General features: G+C 43.8%; 23 protein-coding genes. 11 read left to right on the forward strand and 12 right to left on the reverse strand.

Going from position 1 to position 23,638, the window contains the following annotated elements; genetic code table 11:
* The 9 genes from IEY42_RS05110 (at position 1) to IEY42_RS05150 (ending at position 8,728) form a co-directional block, all read left to right on the forward strand.
* The gene (locus IEY42_RS05110; RefSeq protein ID WP_188924255.1) at positions 1-555 is read left to right on the forward strand and encodes a HyaD/HybD family hydrogenase maturation endopeptidase; all 555 of its coding nucleotides are present in this window, start codon (positions 1-3) and stop codon (positions 553-555) included.
* Complete coding sequence (locus IEY42_RS05115) at positions 521-2,410, forward strand: NiFe hydrogenase (protein ID WP_188924256.1); 1,890 nt, start codon at positions 521-523, stop codon at positions 2,408-2,410. Before IEY42_RS05110 ends, IEY42_RS05115 begins: the two co-directional genes overlap by 35 nt.
* A 47-nt stretch (positions 2,411-2,457) precedes the next feature.
* The gene (gene hypF / locus IEY42_RS05120; protein WP_188924257.1) at positions 2,458-4,866 is read left to right on the forward strand and encodes a carbamoyltransferase HypF; all 2,409 of its coding nucleotides are present in this window, start codon (positions 2,458-2,460) and stop codon (positions 4,864-4,866) included.
* A gap of 176 nt (positions 4,867-5,042) precedes the next feature.
* A complete protein-coding gene (gene hypB, locus IEY42_RS05125; protein ID WP_188924258.1) occupies positions 5,043-5,795 on the forward strand; it encodes a hydrogenase nickel incorporation protein HypB in 753 nt (250 codons plus the stop codon).
* A 2-nt stretch (positions 5,796-5,797) separates the two neighbouring features.
* A complete protein-coding gene (locus IEY42_RS05130; protein WP_188924259.1) occupies positions 5,798-6,037 on the forward strand; it encodes a HypC/HybG/HupF family hydrogenase formation chaperone in 240 nt (79 codons plus the stop codon).
* Positions 6,037-7,164, forward strand: a complete 1,128-nt coding sequence (gene hypD, locus IEY42_RS05135) for a hydrogenase formation protein HypD (protein ID WP_188924260.1) — start codon at positions 6,037-6,039, stop codon at positions 7,162-7,164. Before IEY42_RS05130 ends, hypD begins: the two co-directional genes overlap by 1 nt.
* The gene (gene hypE, locus IEY42_RS05140; RefSeq protein WP_188924261.1) at positions 7,154-8,161 is read left to right on the forward strand and encodes a hydrogenase expression/formation protein HypE; all 1,008 of its coding nucleotides are present in this window, start codon (positions 7,154-7,156) and stop codon (positions 8,159-8,161) included. Before hypD ends, hypE begins: the two co-directional genes overlap by 11 nt.
* A complete protein-coding gene (locus tag IEY42_RS05145) occupies positions 8,161-8,505 on the forward strand; it encodes a hydrogenase maturation nickel metallochaperone HypA/HybF (RefSeq protein WP_188924262.1) in 345 nt (114 codons plus the stop codon). Before hypE ends, IEY42_RS05145 begins: the two co-directional genes overlap by 1 nt.
* A gap of 58 nt (positions 8,506-8,563) precedes the next feature.
* Positions 8,564-8,728, forward strand: a complete 165-nt coding sequence (locus IEY42_RS05150) for a hypothetical protein (protein ID WP_188924263.1) — start codon at positions 8,564-8,566, stop codon at positions 8,726-8,728.
* 76 nt (positions 8,729-8,804) lie between these two features.
* On the opposite strand, the gene IEY42_RS05155 is transcribed toward IEY42_RS05150, so the two are convergent.
* The gene (locus IEY42_RS05155) at positions 8,805-10,562 is read right to left on the reverse strand and encodes an acyl-CoA dehydrogenase C-terminal domain-containing protein (protein ID WP_188924264.1); all 1,758 of its coding nucleotides are present in this window, start codon (positions 10,560-10,562) and stop codon (positions 8,805-8,807) included.
* 214 nt (positions 10,563-10,776) lie between these two features.
* Here IEY42_RS05155 and IEY42_RS05160 point away from each other — a divergent pair, with 214 nt between their 5' ends.
* Positions 10,777-11,715 (forward strand): hypothetical protein, encoded by a 939-nt coding sequence (locus IEY42_RS05160; protein ID WP_188924265.1) that lies wholly within the window; start codon positions 10,777-10,779, stop codon positions 11,713-11,715.
* Between the two features lie 140 nt (positions 11,716-11,855).
* Here the strand turns inward: IEY42_RS05160 and IEY42_RS05165 are convergent, their stop codons facing one another.
* The 9 genes from IEY42_RS05165 to aroA all read right to left on the reverse strand — a co-directional run bounded on the left by IEY42_RS05165 (position 11,856) and on the right by aroA (position 19,948).
* The gene (locus IEY42_RS05165) at positions 11,856-12,407 is read right to left on the reverse strand and encodes a DUF2058 domain-containing protein (protein WP_188920800.1); all 552 of its coding nucleotides are present in this window, start codon (positions 12,405-12,407) and stop codon (positions 11,856-11,858) included.
* 26 nt (positions 12,408-12,433) lie between these two features.
* On the reverse strand, positions 12,434-13,270 hold the full coding sequence (locus tag IEY42_RS05170) for an SDR family oxidoreductase (RefSeq protein ID WP_275974538.1): 837 nt from the start codon (positions 13,268-13,270) through the stop codon (positions 12,434-12,436).
* Positions 13,271-13,312: 42 nt separating this feature from the next.
* A complete protein-coding gene (gene pyrF / locus IEY42_RS05175; protein ID WP_188924266.1) occupies positions 13,313-14,011 on the reverse strand; it encodes an orotidine-5'-phosphate decarboxylase in 699 nt (232 codons plus the stop codon).
* 55 nt (positions 14,012-14,066) lie between these two features.
* On the reverse strand, positions 14,067-15,227 hold the full coding sequence (lapB, locus tag IEY42_RS05180; protein ID WP_188924267.1) for a lipopolysaccharide assembly protein LapB: 1,161 nt from the start codon (positions 15,225-15,227) through the stop codon (positions 14,067-14,069).
* A 1-nt stretch (position 15,228) separates the two neighbouring features.
* On the reverse strand, positions 15,229-15,525 hold the full coding sequence (locus IEY42_RS05185; protein ID WP_188924268.1) for a LapA family protein: 297 nt from the start codon (positions 15,523-15,525) through the stop codon (positions 15,229-15,231).
* Positions 15,526-15,646: 121 nt separating this feature from the next.
* Positions 15,647-15,934 (reverse strand): integration host factor subunit beta, encoded by a 288-nt coding sequence (ihfB, locus tag IEY42_RS05190; RefSeq protein ID WP_160052494.1) that lies wholly within the window; start codon positions 15,932-15,934, stop codon positions 15,647-15,649.
* Positions 15,935-16,011: 77 nt separating this feature from the next.
* Positions 16,012-17,679, reverse strand: a complete 1,668-nt coding sequence (gene rpsA / locus IEY42_RS05195) for a 30S ribosomal protein S1 (protein WP_188740495.1) — start codon at positions 17,677-17,679, stop codon at positions 16,012-16,014.
* Positions 17,680-17,795: 116 nt separating this feature from the next.
* Complete coding sequence (gene cmk / locus IEY42_RS05200) at positions 17,796-18,485, reverse strand: (d)CMP kinase (RefSeq protein ID WP_188924269.1); 690 nt, start codon at positions 18,483-18,485, stop codon at positions 17,796-17,798.
* A 182-nt stretch (positions 18,486-18,667) separates the two neighbouring features.
* The gene (aroA, locus tag IEY42_RS05205) at positions 18,668-19,948 is read right to left on the reverse strand and encodes a 3-phosphoshikimate 1-carboxyvinyltransferase (protein WP_188924270.1); all 1,281 of its coding nucleotides are present in this window, start codon (positions 19,946-19,948) and stop codon (positions 18,668-18,670) included.
* A gap of 425 nt (positions 19,949-20,373) precedes the next feature.
* Between aroA and IEY42_RS05210 the strand changes: the two genes are divergently transcribed.
* Positions 20,374-21,567, forward strand: a complete 1,194-nt coding sequence (locus IEY42_RS05210) for an amino acid aminotransferase (RefSeq protein ID WP_188924271.1) — start codon at positions 20,374-20,376, stop codon at positions 21,565-21,567.
* A 71-nt stretch (positions 21,568-21,638) separates the two neighbouring features.
* Here IEY42_RS05210 and IEY42_RS05215 read toward each other — a convergent pair whose 3' ends face one another.
* A complete protein-coding gene (locus IEY42_RS05215) occupies positions 21,639-23,423 on the reverse strand; it encodes an FAD-dependent oxidoreductase (RefSeq protein ID WP_229779927.1) in 1,785 nt (594 codons plus the stop codon).
* Positions 23,423-23,638, reverse strand: coding sequence for a 4Fe-4S dicluster domain-containing protein (locus IEY42_RS05220; protein WP_137227248.1), 216 nt, complete (start codon positions 23,636-23,638; stop codon positions 23,423-23,425). The genes IEY42_RS05215 and IEY42_RS05220 overlap by 1 nt, the downstream gene beginning before the upstream one ends.

The following is a 23,638-nucleotide window of genomic DNA, read 5'->3' on the forward strand; positions in this document are numbered from 1 at the left end:
GTGAAAAAAATATTGCTGTTAGGTATAGGCAATGTATTGTACGCCGACGAAGGAGTCGGCGTACATTTTGTCAATTATATCAATGATAAATATCAATTTAATCACTCGCAACATCAACTCGATATTGTTGATGGTGGCACTTTGGCCCAGGGGTTGATCCCCATCATTTGTCAGTATGATCATTTAATCGTCGTCGACACTGTCAATAGCGTGGATGTAGGTCCGGGTGAAGTGTACTTTTTTGATTTTGACCATGCTCCTGCTGAAATTGACTGGCAAGGCAGTGCTCACGAGGTTGAAATGCTGCAAACCCTCAATATGATGGACATTGTTGGCGACAGGCCACACACCTTTGTTTTAGGCGTCACCCCCACGGTCATTGAACCCATGACGTTAGGCTTAACACCTCACCTGTTACAAGCTATTCCCACAATGGAAAAAGCCTTACTTGCACATTTAACAACGCTTGGCTTTACTTACTCATGCAAGGCCGATTTAACTATCGAACAGGTGATCCCAGATGCCTATAAGCGAGGCTGCTATGTCGATGCGTAACCATACCATTCGATTTAATTTTGTTTGCCAAAGACCCGTGCCGCTATATACACATTTATGCAATCAATATTTACACTTAGATAAACTTAATATCAGCATAGGCCGTGAGCAAAACGCCGACACTGGCGCAATTTGTTATTTTATAGAAGCCTGTGCCCCTCAAGCCGAACTCGAGGAGTTGGCAGACAATATTGCTGAAGATTTCTTACTGTCTGTGTGGTTGCAGCACACTGAGATTAAACGCATTGATACCAAGACGGGCTCAACTAATGCTTTTGTTGTAAAACATCATAAAGGGTTGCCCTTGTCTTTTTGTCAGCATTGTCAGCCGCAATTTGGTGATAATCAACATCCGTTCTTTGGTGACATTAATTTGCCCTGTGAACACTGCAAAGGCCACTATAAACTCAGCCGTGAACTCAAATCGCTCACTAAAGCTGACATTGGTGCCATGGCAAACAGTTTGTTAGCCAGCAAGGAGCTTGTGTTACCCATGCTTGGGCTGCAATTAAGCTTATCGAGCAGTAAAGCCAGTTTGACTGATTATCAACAACCTAGAGTGTTAATTTGTAATCCTAACTCGCTTAATAGCCAATTTTGTGTCTCTGACAGCCAAATATTAGCATTATCGAGCATTGAAAAACCGTTATTAAGGGTAAGACCGTGTAGCGACCATCCTAATTTGCACGCCCCGTTATACGATATTCAGTTTGCTGAAAATCGGTTATTAGTGATTTTGTGTGAAACGCTGCGTCAAAAAGGCATTCATTGGGTATATGTAAATCAAGTAGATACAGTAAATCCACATATGACTCCACCATTAAGGCTGGCTGGTGTGGCACAATATTGGATACCCACATCTGAGTTACAGTCCGGAAAAATAGCGTTGCCAAGCAACCTCACCTGTTTACACGATGAATACCACTATCAAACAGATCAACATAAGTTTTTAGCCAAAAGTACCGCCGATCAACTGCAATGGCAGGTTGTGAAGTTACATGAGCCTCAAACGCTATGTGCAGCCCCTGACAACGCGACTCACATCAATTACAGTTTATGTGCATTGTCGGCAGGGTTATTACGCCACAATGAGCATGAGCATCATAACAAGACACAGTATGTTAAAAATGCCGCTGTATTATATTTTAGTCGGCACCATGCCAGCCAAATTGTCACGGTTGATAGCCAAAGTGATGCGGAGTTATTTTTTCAGCTGCCTACGTTACCTAACAGCGGGTATGAGGTGTGCCACAGCTTATTAGATTCGCCTCAAAAAAACTTACTCGATAAATTTAAGCAATTACACCCCGCTGAATATAACCAGCTACTTGACTTGCATTTTTCGGATAAAGACAGTGCATTAACACAATTAATGGCTGTGGCAGCAGCCATTATTGGTGCAGGCCAAATCAATAGCCATCAAGGTAAGCCTGTGAGTGTGGCTGAACTTGCCGACCGATTTATTGCGTTAGCAATGTCATATCAAGACAATAATGCACCCAGAATTGATTTTCCGCTCACCAAAGGTATGGCCCATCGCAGCCTCAACTGGTGCAGAACATTAGGCTCGCTTATGAGCTTTAAACTGGCGGGCGATGTCAACTTAGCAAAACTTGCTTTTGCGTTTCATGACTCGTTTGCCGATTATCTTAGTAATTGGATTGAGCATGTGGATCAAAATGTTGGCATTAAACAATTGGTAGTCGCCGGCAGTGACTTTGCAAACCCGGTGCTTGCTGAACGAGTGCATTTACGTATTGGTAAAAACTATCCGTTGCAACTCAATCCACTATTGGATCTTGATGGGGTTAATATTGCCATTGGTGGTCTGTATCTCAAACAACGCCGAGGATAACAAGTATCTTAGCCATAACTGACTTTATATAAATCGGTAATCACTCAATGCAAATTACAGTATTTGTTAAAGGCATTGTACAGGGGGTCGGCTTTCGGCCCTTTGTTTATCGGCTTGCCTCAGAACTCAACTTATTTGGCACGGTACTCAATAATCACTTAGGCGTGACAATTGAATTACAGGGCCCGTCTGTTGCGATTGATTCATTTATCGATACATTGCAAAGCAGCCCGCCGCCCCTTGCCCGTATTGACCATATTGAGCAAACAATTTGTAGCACTGAAATAAGTTTTAACTCATTTAGTATTATCGACAGCCAGATATTGCCTGGTGAGCATGCCAATGTGGCTGTTTCTGCCGACAAAAGTGTCTGCCAGGATTGTTTAGACGAGATAAACGATCCTAACAACCGTCATTATCATTACCCGTTTACCAACTGCACCAATTGCGGTCCACGCTATACCATTATCAATGCACTGCCTTACGACCGTTGTAATACCGCTATGGCTAAGTTTGATATGTGCCCTGAGTGTGCGGCATCTTACACAGACCCGCTTAACAGGCGCTACCATGCGCAGCCAGTGAGCTGTCCACAATGCGGGCCACAGCTACAATTAAGCGTGTTAGCATCGCAATTGACTACGTTATCAAACGATGAATTAAGCCAATGTGATGTACTAGCGCAAACCGCCCAGCTCATTAAGCAAGGTGCCATTGTGGCCATTAAAGGCCTAGGTGGATTTCATTTAGTGTGTGATGCCACCAACGATGACGCCGTATCTTTGCTACGCCAACGTAAACATCGCCCAGCCAAGCCGTTAGCCATCATGGTAAAAGACCTAAACCAAGCTAGACAATGTGTGATGGCCAATCAAACCGAGTGGGACTTATTAAATAGCGCCGAAAAGCCCATTACCTTGCTAACCAAGTTACCGATTAACCCATTAGGTTTGAGTGAGCAATTGGCACCAGGCATTGATAGGCTTGGGGTATTTTTACCTTATACGCCATTGCATCATTTATTGATGCAACTCGTCGGTAATCCCATTGTTGCCACGAGTGCAAATCGAAGCGGCGAGCCCATTATTGGCGATAGCGCAGAGATTAAACATCATCTCGGCCATGTCGTTGATGCAATATTGGACCATAACCGGGCCATTATTAATGCTTGCGATGATAGCGTGGTACAAGTGATTGATAACCAAGTTCAAGTGATCCGCTTAGCGCGAGGGTATGCACCACTCACCATTAATATTGATGATGAACAGAGCGTTGGCTCACGACATGTGCTCGCAGTGGGCGCGCAGCAAAAAAATGCTGTCGCCTTTGGCTTTGATCACAACATGATATTGTCGCCCCACATTGGTGATTTATTTAGCCTTGAGGCGCAGCAGTATTTTCATCAAAGTTTGGCCACCTTTACCCGCTTATATGACTTTAATCCAAGCCATGTCGTTCATGATAATCACCCGCAATATGCGCCAAGCCAATGGGCTAAGGCGTATAAAGAACAACATGAATTACCCAGCAGTCAATGTGTTGGCATTCAACATCATTACGCGCATGTATTGTCGGTAATGGCCGCGCACCAACACACTGATACGGTTTTTGGGGTGAGTTTTGATGGCACTGGGCTTGGCGATGACGGCACCTTATGGGGCAGCGAGGTGATGCTAGCCGACATAAATGGCTTTACTACCCTCGCCCATTTCAGTGAGTTTACATTGATTGGCGGTGAGCAAGCTATTAAGCAGCCAGTACGCATTTTATTGGCACTGCTATTTGAGCATTTATCGCTTGAGCAGGTATTACGTTTGCCCATTAATGCGATTAATCATTTAGGCACGCAAACCGTGACTAATTTGCATCGGTTATGGGTAAACAACAGCCACTGTATTAAGTGCCGCTCGGTGGGTCGCTTATTTGATGCGTTGGCTGTTGGGCTTAATCTACTTGAGCAAAATGACTATGAAGGTCAGGCTGGTATGATGATTGAAACTGCGGCCAATCAATATTTACAACAAGACGCAGATCAAAACAGTCAGTTTAACACCACGATAAGTGAGATTAGCTTATCGCAACATCGCGCCTCTAAAGCGCATAACAGCGATGTAATTCAGTGGCATAGCAGCCAATTTATGACTCAATTAGTGCTAGCGGCTCATCAACAAGACTCTGCGATAACAACAGTCCTCCTAACTCAACAACTATGCTGGCAATTTATGGTTGAAATAGCGGATAAGATTGATCGGGTGGCGCAAGATTATCGTGACTACCCGCAAGTATTATGTGGTGGCGTGTTTCAAAATAAAACCTTACTTAGTCAATGTTTAACGCTAAGTAAACGTGCTAATCATCAGGTATTAACCAGTCAACATGTGCCCATTAATGACGGCGGTATTGCCCTGGGTCAATTATGGTATGGCGTACATTGGTGGGCGCAAAAAAAACACTAACAAAAGAATACAAACTGCATGGTTTACAAGATTACTGCTGTGGAGCAGATCACATTTTTATCTTGATTTTGCGCTTGTTCACTTTGTTTTTATTAAAAACTGACTTGCATCAAAGAATCCATGTGTAAGTTATCTGACACTAACACTAAGGTAAATCAGGTTTACAAGGAAATAATATGTGCAAAGATTGCGGCTGTTCTATCACCCATGACGATGTGGGGCATCAACATACTCATGGCGATCATCATCATGGTCAACTACATAGTAATCCTCAATTAAACGACAAGAAGACCTTGGCGGTTATCCATAAAATTTTGGATAAAAACGATATTGAAGCACAACACAACCGCGATCATTTTGCAGCTCAGCATGTCACTGCATATAACTTAATGAGTAGCCCTGGTAGCGGCAAGACCACCTTACTAGAATGCCTTCCCGAATACCTTAATCATAAATTCGCGGTGATTGAAGGCGATTTAGAAACCTCACGCGATGCCGACCGCTTAATTGCCAAAGGGATTAATGCGTATCAAATTCAAACAGGTTCAGCTTGTCACCTAGACGCCTTTATGGTGCATGGCGCATTACACCATATTGACCTCAACCCCATCGACATTTGCTTTGTGGAAAACGTCGGTAACTTAGTGTGCCCCGCCAGTTACGATGTCGGCACCCATAAAAATATCGTCTTGCTGTCGGTACCAGAGGGCGATGACAAAATTGAAAAGTATCCGGTGATGTTTCGCCGCGCAGATGTGGTGGTAATTACCAAATCTGACTTACTGCCATACTTTGATTTTAGTATTGAAGAAGCCAAAGCGCAGCTACAAAAGTTAAATCCTAACGTTGAGCTTTTTGTAGTTTCAGTGAAAAATTCTGATTCAATGAACGCCTTTGCGCATTGGATTACTAAAAACCTGGAGCGCTAACCATGTGCTTATCAGTACCTTCAAAAGTTGTTGAAATACATGACGATGCCAGCGTTACAGTTGACACGCTAGGCGTGCGCCGTCGTGTGAGCAGTCATTTAATGACCGAACCGTTAACCGAAGGAGACTTTGTATTAATCCATATTGGTTTTGTGATGAATAAAATCGATGAGAAAGACGCACAACAAAGTCTCGATTTATACCAAGAAATCGTCGAAAAAATGCAATTGGAGTCAGAGTAATGATCACCCTTAATGACTTCTATCAAGGGTTTCGAGACCCAAAAACGATTGGTCATTTAGCGGCGTTAATTCGCGAGCAGGCAGCGCAAACCACAGAGCAAATTAACATAATGGAAGTGTGTGGAGGCCATACACATACCATTATGAAATACGGGGTATTGCAACTACTGCCTGACAACATTCGCTTTATTCACGGACCAGGTTGCCCAGTGTGCGTGATGCCAAAAGAGCGCATTGATCACGCGGCAGTACTTGCCAGTCAAGACGATGTTATTTTAGTCACCCTAGGCGATATGATAAGAGTGCCTGGTTCTATGGGGAGTTTGGCGGAATTTCGATCTCAGGGTTGCGATATCCGCCCCATTTACGACCCTCTCGATACATTAAACATTGCCCGAGACAACCCAGATAAAACCGTGATCTTTTTTGCCATCGGCTTTGAAACCTCCACCCCGATGACCGCTGCATTGATTGCCCAGGCGGAAGCGCAAAACATCCCTAACCTATTGTTTCATATTAATCATGTGCTGGTTCCCCCTGCCATCGATGCAGTAATGGCAGACAGTCGAGCTCAGGTCAATGCGTTTATTGGCCCGGCACATGTCAGCGTGATCAGCGGCGCTAAAATTTATCAGCCAGCCGTCGACAATTACAACACACCTGTAGTGGTGTCTGGCTTTGAACCTGTCGATTTGATGGAGTCTATTTTACGCATTGTAAAACAAAAAGTGGCTGGCGAAGCTGTGCTAGATAATCAATACAGCCGCTCGGTGACCTATGAGGGTAACCTTGCAGCACAGCAACTGGTGGATACTTATTTTACCGTACGAGACAGCTTCCGTTGGCGTGGACTTGGGCCAATCGCGCGCTCTGCGCTTACCTTAAAACCCGAATATCAACACCGAGACGCTGAACGTATCTACGTTGAGGTACTACCTACAACTGAAATTGATGACCATAAAGCATGCCAATGTGGTGATATTTTACGTGGACTCGCTAACCCTAAGGACTGCAAAGTCTTTGGCCGAGGCTGTACACCACAAACGCCATTGGGCAGTTGTATGGTGAGCTCAGAAGGAGCTTGTAACGCTTATTATCGCTATGGAGAAGTACAAAATGGCAACTAAAAAGACTGTACAGCTAAGCCATGGTGGTGGCGGTAAAGAAATGAATCAGTTAATAACTGAGATGTTTTTTAAAGCATTTAATAACCCTATTTTAGCCTCACAAGAAGATGCCGCTAAATTAAACATGTGTGGCCATATCGCTTTTACGACTGACTCTTTCACGGTCTCACCACTTTTTTTTGCTGGTGGTGATATTGGCAAGTTAGCCATCGCAGGCACGGTGAATGACCTTGCGATGATGGCCGCTCAACCAGAATACTTAAGTTGCAGCTTTATTATTGAAGAAGGGTTTGCGCTTGATGACTTAAACACCATTGTGAGCAGCATGGCCGAAGAATTACATAAATCGGGTGCCAGAATTGTCTGCGGAGACACCAAAGTGGTGCCTAAAGGCTGTGCCGATGGCCTGTTTATCAACACTTCAGGTGTTGGGCGTATTTTAAACCCAAACATTTCGGCTAAACACTTACAAACAGACGACGCGATCATTGTCTCTAGAGACATAGGTCGTCATGGCGCAGCCATTTTAATGGCTCGTGATGGCTTGACACTTGAGTCATCTCTTTGCAGTGACTGTGACACCCTGTGGCCTATTGTCGAGCAATTACTGGCTGCAAACATCAAAATCCACGCGATGCGTGATGCGACCCGTGGCGGTATTTCAGCGGTATTAAATGAATGGGCGGTAGCCTCCAATGTGGGCATCAGTGTCGATGAAACCGCCATGCCTGTGTGCGATGAAGTCAAAGGCTTATGTGAACTATTTGGTTTTGAACCTTACGATTTAGCCAATGAAGGTACCTTTTTACTGTCGGTGCCAAAAGAGCTTGCCCACGGTGCCATAGAAGTGATGCAACGCTATGGCCATTGTGAACAGGCCGCAATCATTGGCCATGTCACCAAGAAGCAACCGGGAAAAGTGATTTTAAATACGCCTTGGGCAAGTAGCCGTTACTTGGATTTACCACAAGGTGAATTACTGCCAAGGATTTGTTAATGCACGAATATTCGATTGTGATGTCGTTAATGGAACAATGTGAAAGCCTGGCGCAGCAACATCAGGCGCAAGGTATTGAACAGGTAGAACTTAAAATTGGCATTTTAAGTGGCGTAGAGCCGGCATTGTTAGCTCAAGCATTTGAAACCTTTAAGCTTGAAACCATTTGCCATAACGCAAAACTGGTGATGAATATTCAACCATTGGTGTTGCAGTGCCGCGATTGTGACCAACAGTCACAAGTGGATGAGCGCACCATTATCTGCCCTATTTGTACCAGTAATAATACCTTAGTCATTGATGGCGAAGACATGATGTTAATGCAACTGGTACTCGATACCTGACGTTATTAACCACACATACCGTAAAACAAAAAAGTGAACACAATAAAAGGACTACACCATGAAATACTTATCACTTGCCTTTATTCTTGCCGCTACTCCAACTCTTGCTATGGCACATGAGGGACACGGTGGTGTTGGATTATTTCATCACTTAATGGATCTTGCACCGGCCATTGTCTTGGTGGCTATTGTGGCGTTTATCTATTGGAAACGCAGCAAATAAATACGCGGCTAATTAATATAAAATAAGCCTTCCATTAGGAAGGCTTATTGTGTGGTCTGTTATCCACGAAAGTGGTTTAGAACATCTCAGCAGGCATGGCCATAATAGACTTATCACCTTGATTAACTTGTGATAAATGATATTGAGATTTAGACAACAATTTGTCCATATAAAAATCTGCTACATATTGCTTTTGCGCCGCAAAAGTCGTGTCTTCATGGCCACTAGCTTTATCTGCCATTAATAACCAGAAGTAACCATAAAGAGCATAACCAAAGGCATCTAAAAAGTCGACCGCACATGAGTTAACCAGTGCAGGTTGTTCATGTTTATTGTCATTGATGTAATTCGCAGTAGTCAATAACTCAGCAAACACATTGCTTACTGTCGCTTTATGATCGGCATTAGCTTGAGTTAACTCAGCGAGACCCGCGTTCACGTCTGCCACAAACTCAGTCAAGGTTGCGACATTGTCACCTGTCACTTTACGGCCTAAAAAGTCAATGGCCTGAATACCGTTAGTACCTTCATAAATTTGTGCAATACGGGTATCACGCACAAACTGCTCAATACCGGTTTCACGTATATAACCATGGCCGCCAAACACTTGTTGTCCCATCACTGTGGTATCTAGGCCGCGATCGGTTAAAAATGCTTTTGATACTGGCGTTAACAAACCAACATAACGAACAGCTTTAGCTTGCACATCATCGCTGGCGTATTTGGCTAGGTCTAACTGCTTACCGGTATACACAGACAGTGCACGGCCCGCTTCAGTCAAGGCTCTGATAGTAAGTAACATTCTGCGCACATCGCCATGCACAATAATAGGATCAGAGGTAGCCCCTGTTGGTGACCCCGCAGCAGCGACACCTTGAAGACGCTCTTTAGCGTAATCGCTGGCCATTTGATAAGCCGCTTGGCCGTTGCCTAAACCTTGTAAGCCAATGGCTAAACGTTCGTAGTTCATCATAGTGAACATGCACACTAAACCACGAGCTGGACGGCCAATGAGATAACCTACGGCATTGTCGTAGTTCATTACACACGTTGCAGAGGCTTTTAGGCCCATTTTGTGCTCAATTGAACCGACAGTAACGCCATTAGCTTCACCAAGGCTGCCATCGGCATTAACACGGATTTTAGGCACTAAAAATAATGAGATACCGTTAGAGTCTGGTAACTTGGCTAACACTAAATGAATCACGTTTTCTGCTAGGTCGTGATCGCCGCCAGTGATAAAAATTTTATTACCGGTAATTGAATAACTACCATCTTCTAATGGCTCGGCTTTAGAGCGAATGCCACGTAAATCTGAACCCGCGTGCGGCTCGGTCATGTCCATGGCACCAGCCCACTGGCCGGAATATAAATTAGGTAAATAGGTTTGTTTTAACTCATCTGTTGCATGGGCATTGATACACAGCGCCGCACCTGCTGTAAGCGAGTTATAAAGCGTGAAAGAGTTACAGGTGCTGTAGCCCATTTCGTCGACTAACACACCCAACATTTTAGGCATGCCCATGCCGCCAAAATCAGCTTCGCCGCATAAACCCACCCAGCCACCTTCAGCAAACTGGCTATACGCTTCTTTAAAGCCATCTGGTGTAATGATGTCATTACCGCTATGTACCACGCCTTGCTCGTCGCCATTGCGATTTAAAGGTTGCAGTAGATCACGGCTAATTTTGGCTGATTCATCTAAAATAGCTAACGCAGTATCCATGTCTACCGTTTCTGCCATTGCTGGAAGTTGCTGCCAGGTTGTTGGCGCATCAAAAACGTTTTCTAGCAAGAATTGCATGTCTTTTAATGGGGCTTGATATGGATACATAGGGCTCTCTTAAAACGAATAATTAAAACAGTTGTTTTAATTTATACTAAAGCGTTACAAAAAGAAAAGGTTTTTTAAACAAAGTGTGACCTTTTAAGATAATCGACATTATGCCAGATCAATGAGTTACAATTACCTGTAACCCTGCGCTATCAGGTTAACCATAAAATGATACCGCCTCGATGTTGATATGTTAAAAAGCGAACCAGACTGAATGCACACGCCACAAAATCCCGCCACACCTAAAGATCAAAATCATAATCCTTACCAGCAAGTTACGGTGATAGGTAATGCACCAGGCGCCTGGCGACCAGCTGATGTCGGCCTTACGTTTGTGTTCAATGCGACTGAACATCAGGCAGACAATGTCATCAATATTTGTAATGGGCCATATGCAGGATCACCTCATGCTTTTGCGGTAAGCAACACCCCTGATGATCAACAATTAATCGCGCTATTAACCCAAGTAGCACCAACCCTCGAACAACAATTGCATTGTTGGCCTTCATCAGGGCTCGTTACCTGTTTTTTGATGTCCATTTTAGCCAGTGACATGACGGTACAACGCATGTCGCTCATGCCATCGCTTAAACGTTCGCGCGTACTAAGCGAGCAGGAGTATTTACCTTGCATGGTACATAACTGGTTAGGTGAGCGCAGACTTGCACTGGGATTACAATTAACGAATCCGCATATTAGCTGGCCGGGGTTATTGATTGATCAAGCCGCCATTCCTGAAGAGCTTAATACTCAAGCTGAACAACCAGACATTAACCCGTTTGAAGTGTTATTGAGTGATTTTATTCGTCGACGAAACAGCGATGTTAAGCCAACATATCATATAGGCACATCTCAGGCTCTAGCTTTACAAGTAACCTCTGAGCGGCCTGCGCAGCCTGATTTACAATATGCATTGTTAGCGGCATTGAGCAATTTACCTAGCGTGCACTGGTTATCGTATGCGACACAAGATGATTTAATCACTGCTGAAGCGCTGTTTTATAATGAACACCCACAAACACAAACTAGTTACTGGTATTTAGTGGATTACCAGGCCTCACAATTTTTAGATAACATTCGCCATCATTTAGCGTACTGCCAACAAGTGTTTGCGTTAACGGCTAAACAAGCGGCTGAAAACAAATCGTCATAATTACTGATGAACGGTCACAACTAATAATCAACCTGAAAATGCCTATTTCAACAAGAATTAAGTTTGTTCATCGTTTATTAACACGCTCTAATAACAAGTCATAAAAAAAGCCTCGTTGAAGAGGCTTTTTAAGGTAATCGTTACCACATTAAATCATCTGGAATAGCGTAATCTGCGTACGGATCGTCGGCATCACTGACTTGCTCTACCGAATCTTTTGCGGCTTTATCCCATAAGTATCCGCACCACTGTGGCACCAGTAATTTAACCCGTTCGGCTAACTTATGCGGCACCAAATAGCTTTTGTCTTCATGACGCACAATACCTAACGTGCCGTTAAGCAGTTCAGCTTGAATTTTATCAGTGATGTACAAAGAATAAATTTTGTTTTCTAAGGTGTAGTTAAACTTAAGCTCAGCATCTTTAGGGATGTTGATGGCAAATTTAGAAAACTCAGTAATCAAGCCGCGAACCTGGCCTTTTTCTGACGCTTGGGCGAAGCGTTGTTCATTTAACGCTTTGTCTTTTTTAGCCTGCTGTAATTTTTGTTCAGCAATTTGCTTTTTAAGCTCGCCGCTGCCGTCATCAACTTTGGCTTTTTTGTTACGACGTTGTTGGGTCTTTACATCGCGTACTTTTTGTTTGCTGGCAAGACCGGCTTTGAGTAATTGATCTTGTAATGCATTTGCCATGATTTGTTACCTTTAAATATTAATGTCTATAAGCCATGTTTAGCGGCGATATCGCCTAATTCGGTCATCGCGATACTGGCGCCACCTAAAGACCAACCACCATCAACGGGCAATACCACACCGGTAATGTACGATGCCATGTCAGATGCAAGAAATAATGCTGCGTTAGCAATATCTTGTCCCTGGCCGTTACGTTTTAAGGGCACGCTGTTAGCCACGCGCTGCTGTAATTCATCGCTGGGTGCTAGGCGGTTAAACCCTTCGGTATCGGCAATTGGGCCTGGCACAATGGAGTTAATTCTAACACCTTCTACGCCCCATTCTAACGCTAATGTGCGCGTTAACATATCAACTCCAGCTTTGGCAGCGCATACATGCGCTTGCAATGGCATGGCAATAAAGGCCTGTGGTGCAGAAATTTGTACCACACTGGCATTGGGACGTGCCAGTAAAGGATAGGCTTGCTTTAACACCTGAAAACTGCCAATTAAATCAATATCAATAACCGATTTAAACCCATTGGTTGACAGTTTAGCCGCGCTGGCAGGGAAATTACCGGCTGCACCACTGATTAACACATCGATATGAGCATACGCCTTTGCAATTTCGTTAAAGCCTAGGGTTAGTGCATCATTATCACGCACATCAAAACTCACCCCCATGTGGACTGCATTCGGGTTTGCCTGATTAAGTTGGGCAACCGCAGCATTGACTTTATCAATACTGCGACTCGCTACCGCAACATTGGCACCAGCTTTGGCAAACGCAATGGCCACTTGCAGATTAATCCCTGAAGTACCGCCAACAACCACGACATTTTTACCTGTGTAATCAAATCCTATTGCAGACCCTATTGCAGTCATAGTCATTCCCTTATTAGTTTGTTTTAATTGACGTTATAACACTTAAGCTTGAAGCGATTGATGAATTGCTGTCAGCGCAGCCAATGGATCTGCCGCTTTGGTGATCGGCCTACCAATCACGAGGTAGTCAGAGCCCGCTGCAATCGCTTGTGGCGGTGTCATCACTCGGTGTTGATCGCCAGCATCACTGCCCGCAGGACGAATACCTGGTGTCACTAAAGTGAAACCCTTGCCAAATGACGATTTAAGTAATTTAGCTTCTTGAGCTGAGCACACCACGCCATCAAGCCCTGCTTGATGAGTGAGTTTGGCTAAACGTAACACATGTTCAAAGGCTGGCACATTAATACCGAGCAACGCTAAGTCTTCATCAGACATTGACGTTAATACGGTCACGGCGATTAATAATGGCGCGTCTTTGCCATATGGCTGCAATGCTTTTTTTGCAGCTTGCATCATGGCTAATCCACCACTGGCATGCACATTGGTCATCCAAACACCCAGCTCTGCCGCAGCGGCGACGGCTTTAGCGACGGTATTGGGAATGTCGTGAAACTTTAAATCAAGGAATAAATCAAAATCACGGTTGTGAATGTCTTTTACCAATTGCGGGCCGAACAAGGTAAACATTTCTTTGCCGATTTTTAAGCGGCACATGTTGGGGTCGAGTTTATCAATGAAAGTCAGCGCGTCAGCTTTATTGTCATAGTCGAGGGCAACTACAATTGATTTATCAGTCATTAGAACTCCAGCGGCAATAGCATGTGTTAGTTATTATAGAGTGTTTAGTGCGGGGTTATTCACCGTCTAGGCCTTTAATGCGCTTAATACTGCCCCACTGTTTACATGACGGACAATGCCAATATAAACCGTGTGATGGAAAACCACAGGCAGTACAGCGATAACTAGGACGGAATTTAATTTGTTGTTCAACAAGCTGCTCAAGCATGGATAAACTTTGTTTTGCCTGGCCATCTTCTGCTTGTTTAATGTGTAATTTCATTAAGTGCTGAAACCCTTTCATGGTCGGATGGCGATATAGATTATCGAGCATCATGGTTTCAGCGCTTTGGTGTTGGTTCAGTGTGATTTTATGTTCGGCTAGCGCGACAACGACGCTGGCGCCTGCACCGTCGGCAATCGCTTTGGCAAGCAGTTCATGAAAGCCTTCTGGGTCTTGAGTATCGCGATACACTTGTTTAGCAATCGCGACACCATCGGCAAATAGGTCGATGTCGGCCACTTTGAGCTCTAACAGCGCTTGTTTACATTGTTCAAATTGCCCTGCGTCGAGGTAAATTTTGGCAAGGGTTAACCAGGCTCGACCGCATTTGGCGTCTTGTTTGATGGCTTGTTGCAGTTTTTTTATTTTATCGATGTCGTTAGGTGTTTCATCGGCAAGCTGACAATAAAAATGGGCGGTGGTGTTTTTTAGCGCTTGTTGGCGCTTGCGCGGAAGACGCTTAGTAATATCAATGGCGTTTTGCCATTCTTTGGTCACCTGGTAAATCAAAATCAGCTGTGTTTCAGCTTCTTCGCTGTGATCATCTTGGCTAACCAAATTAGTAAAGATTTCTTCTGCACGGTCGTAAAAACCTGCGGCCATGTAATCTTTACCTAACTCCATCATCGCGATATCGCGCTGTTCATTGGTTAAACTTGGGCGGGCAATCAAATTTTGATGAATGCGAATTGAGCGGTCCACTTCGCCGCGCTTACGAAACAATGACCCTAATGATAAGTGTGTATCAATGGTTTCATCATCCACATCTAACATACTGATAAATAAGTCTACAGCTTTATCTGACTCATTTGACAGTAAAAAATTAAGCCCAGTGAAATAGTCTCGGCTTAATTTCTTACTTTGTTGGCTATCACTATGGCGAATACTGCGTCGCCCCATGTACCAACCGTATCCGGCGGCAATGGGTAATAGCAAGAACAAGATTTCTAGCATACTAGACAGCTTGATCCTTAGCGGGTGCGTCGATGTTTATCGCATCAACTGTGGTAAATTTTTTGAGTGCTTTATTACTTTTACGTAATGCCAGTTTGAGCTTAAGGATGTAAAAGCTCGCAAATATCCAACTGATGATAAACCCACCAAAAAACACACTAGCAAGTACCACGGGTAAACGATATTCACCTTCGGCAATGAAGTAACTCAAGGTTACAATTTGTTCGTTTTTAGCCCCAAATAGTAATGCTAAAACAAACAGCAAACCAATTAGTACAATGACAATAAAAGATCTCACGTTATTCTCCATGTATACGCATCAATATAATGATTATCCAAGAAATTTACTAAGCTGACCAGCATTGACTGTGATTAGATACAAAAAAGCCTCCAAATGGAGGCTTTTTTTAAAGCGTTAATCAAACATTAACAGCATCGACACGTTCGCGCAGTTCTTTGCCTGGCTTAAAGTGCGGTACATACTTGCCTTCCAAATCAACAGATGTGCCTGTTTTTGGGTTACGACCAGTACGAGGTGCACGATAGTGAAGAGAAAAACTACCAAAGCCACGGATTTCTATACGATCACCGCCTTCTAATGTTGTTGCCATTTGCTCCAACATTTCTTTGATTGCACTTTCCACTTCTTTCGCCGACAATTGCGACTGCCTAGTGGCAAGTTTTTCGATCAGTTCAGATTTTGTCATCTTAGCTATCCCATATTATCAAGCCAAACACAGTCGCCTAATGGGGACGGTGTCCCCATACAACAGACGATTTTCGATTACTTACGAGCCGCTTTGAAAGCTTCAGCCATCGCGCTGCTCATTACAACGTCATCTTGCTTGTTCAGAGTAGCAATCGCTTCTTTCTGTTCAGCTTCATCTTTCGCTTTGATAGATAAGCTGATAGAACGGTTCTTACGATCTACACCCATGAACTTAGCTTCGATTGCGTCACCTACTGAGTATACAGTAGATGCATCTTCGATGCGTTCTGCAGAGATGTCAGCTACACGGATGTAACCTTCAACAGTTTCTGCTAATTCAACTGTAACACCTTTTGCGTCAACAGCAGAAACAGTACCGTTAACTACGGTGCCTTTCTTCTTGTCAGCTAAGTATGCGTTGAATGGATCATCTTCAGTTTGCTTAACACCTAAGCTGATGCGCTCACGCTCTGGGTCTACAGATAGAACCACTGCGTGGATTTCGTCGCCTTTCTTGTATTCAGACACTGCGTCTTCGCCAGTACCGTTCCAAGAAATGTCAGATAAGTGAACAAGACCATCGATTCCACCGTCAAGACCGATAAAGATACCGAAGTCAGTGATTGACTTGATCTTACCAGATACTTTGTCGCCTTTGTTAAACTTAGTAGCGAAGTCATCCCATGGGTTAACTTTACACTGTTTAAGGCCTAGAGAAATACGACGACGTTCTTCATCGATGTCTAGTACTAACACTTCAACTTCATCACCTAAGTTAACAACTTTAGATGGGTGAATGTTCTTGTTAGTCCAATCCATTTCTGAAACGTGTACTAAACCTTCAACGCCTTCTTCGATTTCTACGAAGCAGCCGTAGTCAGTAAGGTTAGTTACGCGACCAGTAAGCTTAGTGCTTTCTGGGTAACGCTTGCTGATTTCTAACCATGGATCTTCGCCAAGTTGCTTAAGACCTAGTGATACGCGAGTACGCTCACGGTCATACTTAAGAACTTTAACGTTGATTTCGTCACCAACATTAACGATTTCAGATGGGTGCTTAACACGTTTCCACGCCATATCAGTGATATGTAATAGACCGTCAACGCCACCTAAATCTACGAATGCACCGTAGTCAGTAAGGTTCTTAACGATACCTTTAACTGCTTGGCCTTCTTGTAGATTTTCAAGAAGTGCATCACGTTCTGCACTGCTTTCAGATTCGATAACTGCACGACGAGAAACAACAACGTTGTTGCGCTTCTGGTCAAGCTTGATAACTTTGAATTCTAATTCTTTGTACTCTAAGTGAGCGGTGTCGCGAACTGGGCGCACGTCAACTAGAGAACCTGGTAAGAAGGCACGGATACCGTTTAATTCAACAGTGAAACCACCTTTAACTTTACCATTGATGATACCGATTACAGTTTCAGCATCTTCGTACGCTTTTTCTAGAACGATCCAAGCTTCATGACGCTTAGCTTTTTCACGAGACAATTGAGTCTCACCAAAGCCATCTTCAACAGAGTCAAGCGCTACGTCAACTTCATCGCCTACTTGAATTTCTAAAACGCCTTGTGCGTTTTTGAATTCGTCAGCAGAGATTGGGCTTTCAGACTTAAGGCCTGCGTCAACAAGTACCATACCGTTTTCGATGGCAACAACTGTACCACGAACGATAGAACCTGGACGGAACTCTAGGGTTTGAAGGGATTGTTCAAATAGATCAGCAAAAGATTCAGTCATGTTTTAGGTTACTTTCATTAAATAAACCACCATCCATCCTAGATGTGGAGTCTAGTAATATTATTCGTATCATCCTTAACACGAATACCTACTGTGCGCGTTAACCGGGAATTCGATTAGGCTACAGTAATTTTTTGTTCAACGTATTCAAGCACTTGCTTTAATACATCGTCAATGCCTACGCCACTTGTATCAATAACAAGTGCGTCTTCAGCAGGAACTAATGGCGAGGCGGCACGATTAATATCGCGGTCATCTCGTTCGATAATTTCAGCTAAAAGGCGATCGATTTTAACATCGAAGCCCTTGTCCTGCAACTGATTATAGCGTCTTTGCGCCCGTTCTTCAGCGGACGCAGTTAAAAATATTTTTACTGGCGCTTTAGAAAAAACAACCGTGCCCATATCGCGGCCGTCGGCCACTAAACCTGGAGCGGCGCAAAATGCACGTTGACGACGTAATAATGCTTCGCGAACACGCGGTAATGCAGCCACTTTAGAGGCGGCATTTGAGCATTCTTGAGTGCGAATGGTGCTGGTAACATCCTCGCCTTCTAAAATCACTTTAATGGCATTTTGTTCTGTGCCAGTAAGAAACTGCACATCAAGGTGGGCTGCTAACAGTGTTAATGCTTCTTCGTTTTCGAGTTCTACATCATGATGTAAAGCGGCTAACGCTAACACACGATAAATTGCACCACTGTCTAATAAATGCCAGCCTAAATGCTGCGCCAATAATTGGCAGATCGTCCCTTTCCCTGCACCGCTAGGGCCATCAACTGTGATCACTGGAGACCGTTCAGACATAATTTCCTCCGAAAATAATCTATCTTCCCTGAAAGTAAAAAAGGGGGTTACCAAATTAAGCGCGCGCATTGTATAACAAATAAATGTTAATTACTGATGAAATTTTAGTTATTTAAACCAAGATCGCCCTTTTGCATTGTAAAGAAACACAAAAAGGCGTCAGGTAAACAGAGGTTATCAGCTTATTTAGCTAAACGACTAAACTGGGCAAAATAATCGGGGAACGTTTTAGAAGTACAATCTGGATCGTTAATGGTTATGCCACAATCAGCAAAAGCCATCATTGAAAAACACATCGCCATACGGTGATCGTTGTAAGTATCAATATCAGCAGTATTTAACTGTTCTGGTGGCGTAATGGTTATGTAGTCATGACCTTCATCAACTATTGCCCCCACTTTGCGCAGCTCTGTCGCCATTGCGGCTAAGCGGTCAGTTTCTTTAATGCGCCAATTGTAAATATTAGTCAACTTGGTGGTGCCTTGAGCAAATAGCGCTGCGGTAGCAATGGTCATGGCCGCATCAGGGATGTGGTTCATGTCCATTTCGATGGCGGTTAATGGCGATTTACGGGCAATAATGTAATCATCGCCCCACTCTATATCGGCACCCATTTTAGCTAAAGCATCGGCAAACTTCACATCACCTTGAATACTTAAACGCCCAACGCCAGTGACTTTAACTTCACCGCCTTGAATGGCACCCGCCGCTAAAAAGTACGATGCCGATGAAGCATCACCTTCAACTAACACTTTACCTGGTGATACATACTGCTGACCGGCTTTAATTTCAAAACGCTGATATTGATGGTTAATTACTTCAACACCAAACTGTTTCATCAAGGCGATGGTGATGTCGATATAAGGCTTAGACACTAACTCGCCTTTAATTTTAATATTTACACTGTCTTTGGTGAGCGGCGCAACCATTAATAAAGCCGTTAAAAACTGACTTGATAAATCGCCAGCAATTTCGACATCACCACCATTAAGGCCGGTTGCATTAATGGTTAATGGTGGAAACCCCTCATTTTTAAGGTAATTCACATCAGCGCCTAACTGACGCAGCGCATCCACTAAGTCGCCAATAGGACGTTCTTCCATGCGCGGCTCGCCCGTTAAGGTGAATTCACCCTGACCTAACGTCAACGCTGCACACAAAGGACGCATTGCGGTGCCTGCATTGCCTAAAAATAAATTTTGAGCGGTGTCAGACGATATTGGCCCGCCGTTGCCTTCAACCACACACACCGTTTTATCGTCGCTTAAACTGTACTGAATACCCAGTTGCTTTAGCGATGCCAACATATAACGAATGTCATCTGAATCAAGTAAATTGGTGAGGGTGGTAGTGCCCTTTGCGAGTGTAGCTAACAGTAATGCACGGTTAGAAATACTTTTAGAGCCAGGAATATTAATTTCGCCGTTGATGCAGGTAATTGGGTTAAGACGCAGTTGCTTCATTCGCTTTCTTCTTTTGCTACAGATTAACCTCAGATTAATCTTGGTGGTAAACATCACTCAGTTATTGCCAAACAGCGTAAATCAAGTGGCACAAATTCATTACAGTGTCCATTCAGTGCGAGCGACGCATTGATGCTTATAAAATACGGATCGCCACAGTGATATCAAGCATAAAATGAATTATTTATGTCTGTTAACATCGAGTATTGACCACGATTTCGCGTTAATATCGACTAAACAATGTAATGGAGCACCATTACAGCAGATAATCTCTCGATATGACAGTATTATTTGTCCGTTCATTTAACTTTCCAAATGAAAAAAACTCAATGAGCAATTAATTATCTAGGCAGCCAATTTTGACTTTAACTCTGTGTTTAAAGCGCGTTATGCTTAGTGCAAATAGTCATTACAAGGTTCCATTCATGTTTGATACCCTAAAAGCCTTACCGTCTGATCCAATTTTAGGTCTTTTGACCCAGTATCGAGAAGACAGCCATCCCAATAAAGTTGATTTAGGCGTTGGGGTTTATAAAGATCCTGCGGGTCACACTCCGATTTTAGACTGTGTAAAAGCCGCTGAAAAAATTCGTTTAGACACCGAAACCACTAAGGTCTATATCGGCCCAACAGGTTCTGCTCCCTTTAACCAGTTAATGGCTGAATTAGCCTTTGGTGCCAGTCACAGTGCACTTATTGCCAACCGGGTGCGTACAGTATCAACTCCTGGCGGAACCGGCGCATTGCGCGTAGCGGCTGATTTTATTGCCCGTTGTAATCCTAATGCCGTTTTATGGGTGAGTGACCCAACCTGGGCTAACCATACTGGTTTATTTGAAGCCGCGGGTATTACGGTAAAGACCTACCCATATTATGATTACGACACCAAGAGCCTCAAATTTGAGCAAATGTTGGCAACCTTAAACACCATAGGTAAAGACGATGTGGTGTTATTACACGCTTGTTGCCATAACCCAAGCGGCATGGATTTAACCCAAGAGCAGTGGGATGAAGTGGTTAAGGTGACGGTGAAGCAAGGTTTTACACCACTAATAGACATGGCTTATCAAGGCTTTGGTGATGGTGTTGACGAAGATGCTTACGGCGTGCGCCAAATGGCTGCAGCTGTGGAAAGCATGATTTTATGTAGCTCATGCTCTAAAAACTTTGGCCTCTACCGCGAGCGTATCGGTGCTTGTACCATTGTAGCTAAAGACAGCGCCACGGCAGATATCGCGCAATCAGTATTGTTGTATGTGATCCGCTGTATTTATTCGATGCCGCCAGCGCATGGTGCGGCCATCGTTGAAACCATTCTCGGCACCCCTGCCCTTAAACAGCAATGGCTAGAAGAGTTAACCGTTATGCGCGATCGCATTAACGGCAATCGTAAGATGCTGGTAAATCAGTTAATCGCTAACGGTGTTGAGCGTGACTTTAGTTTTATCGCTCGTCAAAAAGGTATGTTCTCGTTTTTAGGGGTAAACCCAGAGCAAGTGGCAACCTTAAAAGCGCAGTACAGTGTGTATATGGTCGGTTCAAGCCGCATTAGCATTGCCGGTATTAGTGAAGCAAACGTTGATTATTTGGCGAAATCAATCGCGGCAGTAATCAAATAAGCTCCTATCGTTAGGGCAGAAATAATAAAGCCGACTTATTTAAGTCGGCTTTATTTTGTCTGATTAAGCTGTTAACTAAAATTAGGCCAACTATCAAACGGTTGCTTTTCTAATACCATGTTGCCTTTTTCATCTTGAGAGATGTTTATCCATGCTTGCCAGTTTTCGTAATCAATATCGGGACAATCTAAGCGGTAATGACTGCAACGACTTTCTTTACGCATAATGGATGCTTTGAGCTTCATCTCTGCGGTGATGATCATATTTTCAGTTTCGTGCGCTAAGCGAAGCGCATGTAAATCATCTGCCATCAACATAGGTACATGGTGCTCATTGAGCTCCTCAACATAGGCTAACGCGGCTTGCATCATGCGCTCTTTTTTAATGTAAAGCACAAAGTTGGGGATCATCACTCCCTGCAAAACCTGAGTTACCCAGGCTGGACTATATCCACGTTCACGCTTTAATGGTGCTAAAATTTGCTGATTAACCAATGCCAAATATTGTTCAGACACATCCAACTTGCTAGCCATACCGAGACTGTCATTTGCCGCTGCAGCACCCGCAATTGCCCCTTGTACCGCTGAGCCTGCTAACGATGAACCAATTTGAGTATAAATACCGCCAGACATATAAGAACCTAAGGCATCACCTGCGGCATATAAACCAGGAATCGTCGACAAACCTTGGGCATTAATTGGCACTAGCCCTTCTGATTTATGTATTGCCATCCCAGCACTTGAACCGCCCACTTGCTCGCCTCCCATACCTGGAGGGCCTGAATGACCTTTACTTGATACTAAACCGCGAAAAAAACCTTGTTCTGGTGGTTTTGGTGGCGGTCCTGATTGTTTAAATGCCTCTGGCACAAATGGCCCTGTAGGAAAAACATCATTTTGACGTTCAACTTGTTGTGTCACCATCTCACCTGGGCGTTTAGGTCGTGGAGGCATCATCATAACGGGCGCACCTTGAGTGTATGCCTGATAATTCATATCAACACCCAAGTGATGGTTTATTCGCGCTGAGGTTATCGATGGTTTTTCTTCAATTTGCCCATGCCAATTGTCGTAGCTTGAACCCGAATTTTTAGCCGAACCGGGATGACCATCGTTCCATTCTTTACCGGTGACTTTAGCACCAATTTTATAGGCCATTATGGTGCCGTCATGGGTTAAGTCGCATACCGGAAAACCATTGGGTTTAAAGCCTCCTGCGCCGGTGCATAACACTACTGTTTTTGCATGATAATGAACGATTTTTTGCAGATCTAAACTAAATCCTGACGCACCTACCACACGGCCATCTTGTTTAAGTAGATGAGTGATCATCATGCGCTCTTCAATCGGTATATTACGCTCACTCAGAGGCTTCATAAAACTGTGATTGTAAAGTGGTGAGTCAAAAAATCCCCAATCCTTTAATTCTTGTACCCGCGCATAAGAATGTTCGGCAAGTTGTCTAGTAAACACTGGGTTGTTGGTTTGTATTGCAGACTCGGTCACTGTGTCGACAAATTCATCAATGCTCATTCTGGCATTGGTTTTATCGTAACTAAAAATACCTTTGGCAAAAGGCGTTAACCCAGAGCTGCCAACACGACCTTTAGACACCATCAACACGTTAGCGCCTGCGTCGTGGGCTTTTACCGCCGCAAACACACCGGCCATGCCGCCGCCAATGATCAATACATCAAGGTGGCGATTTTCAATATCAAAACCATTACTGTCAATTTTAGGTTTATTTTCTTGCGCGGGTGCATCAAACGGAATATTGGCTAATGCAGCAGCCCCTGCAATACCGCCAGCAATACCAATAAACTGACGGCGCGATAAGTTAGCTTTAGGGTTCATCATTACCTCCATGAAACCATAACAGGGATACTTTTATCGGGCGTGATGGTAATCGCGCCAACAGGACAATACAGTCTGCATAAATGACAGATTTGACAGTCTTCTGGATAACGTATTTCGGCTTTATTTGTTTCTTTATTCATATGGATAACATCGGTTGGACAACTTTTAACGCAAGCCTCACAACCAATACATCCAGAAATTTGTTTAATTGGCAT

It is taken from the genome of Shewanella algicola (genome assembly GCF_014648035.1).
GTDB lineage: Bacteria > Pseudomonadota > Gammaproteobacteria > Enterobacterales > Shewanellaceae > Shewanella > Shewanella algicola.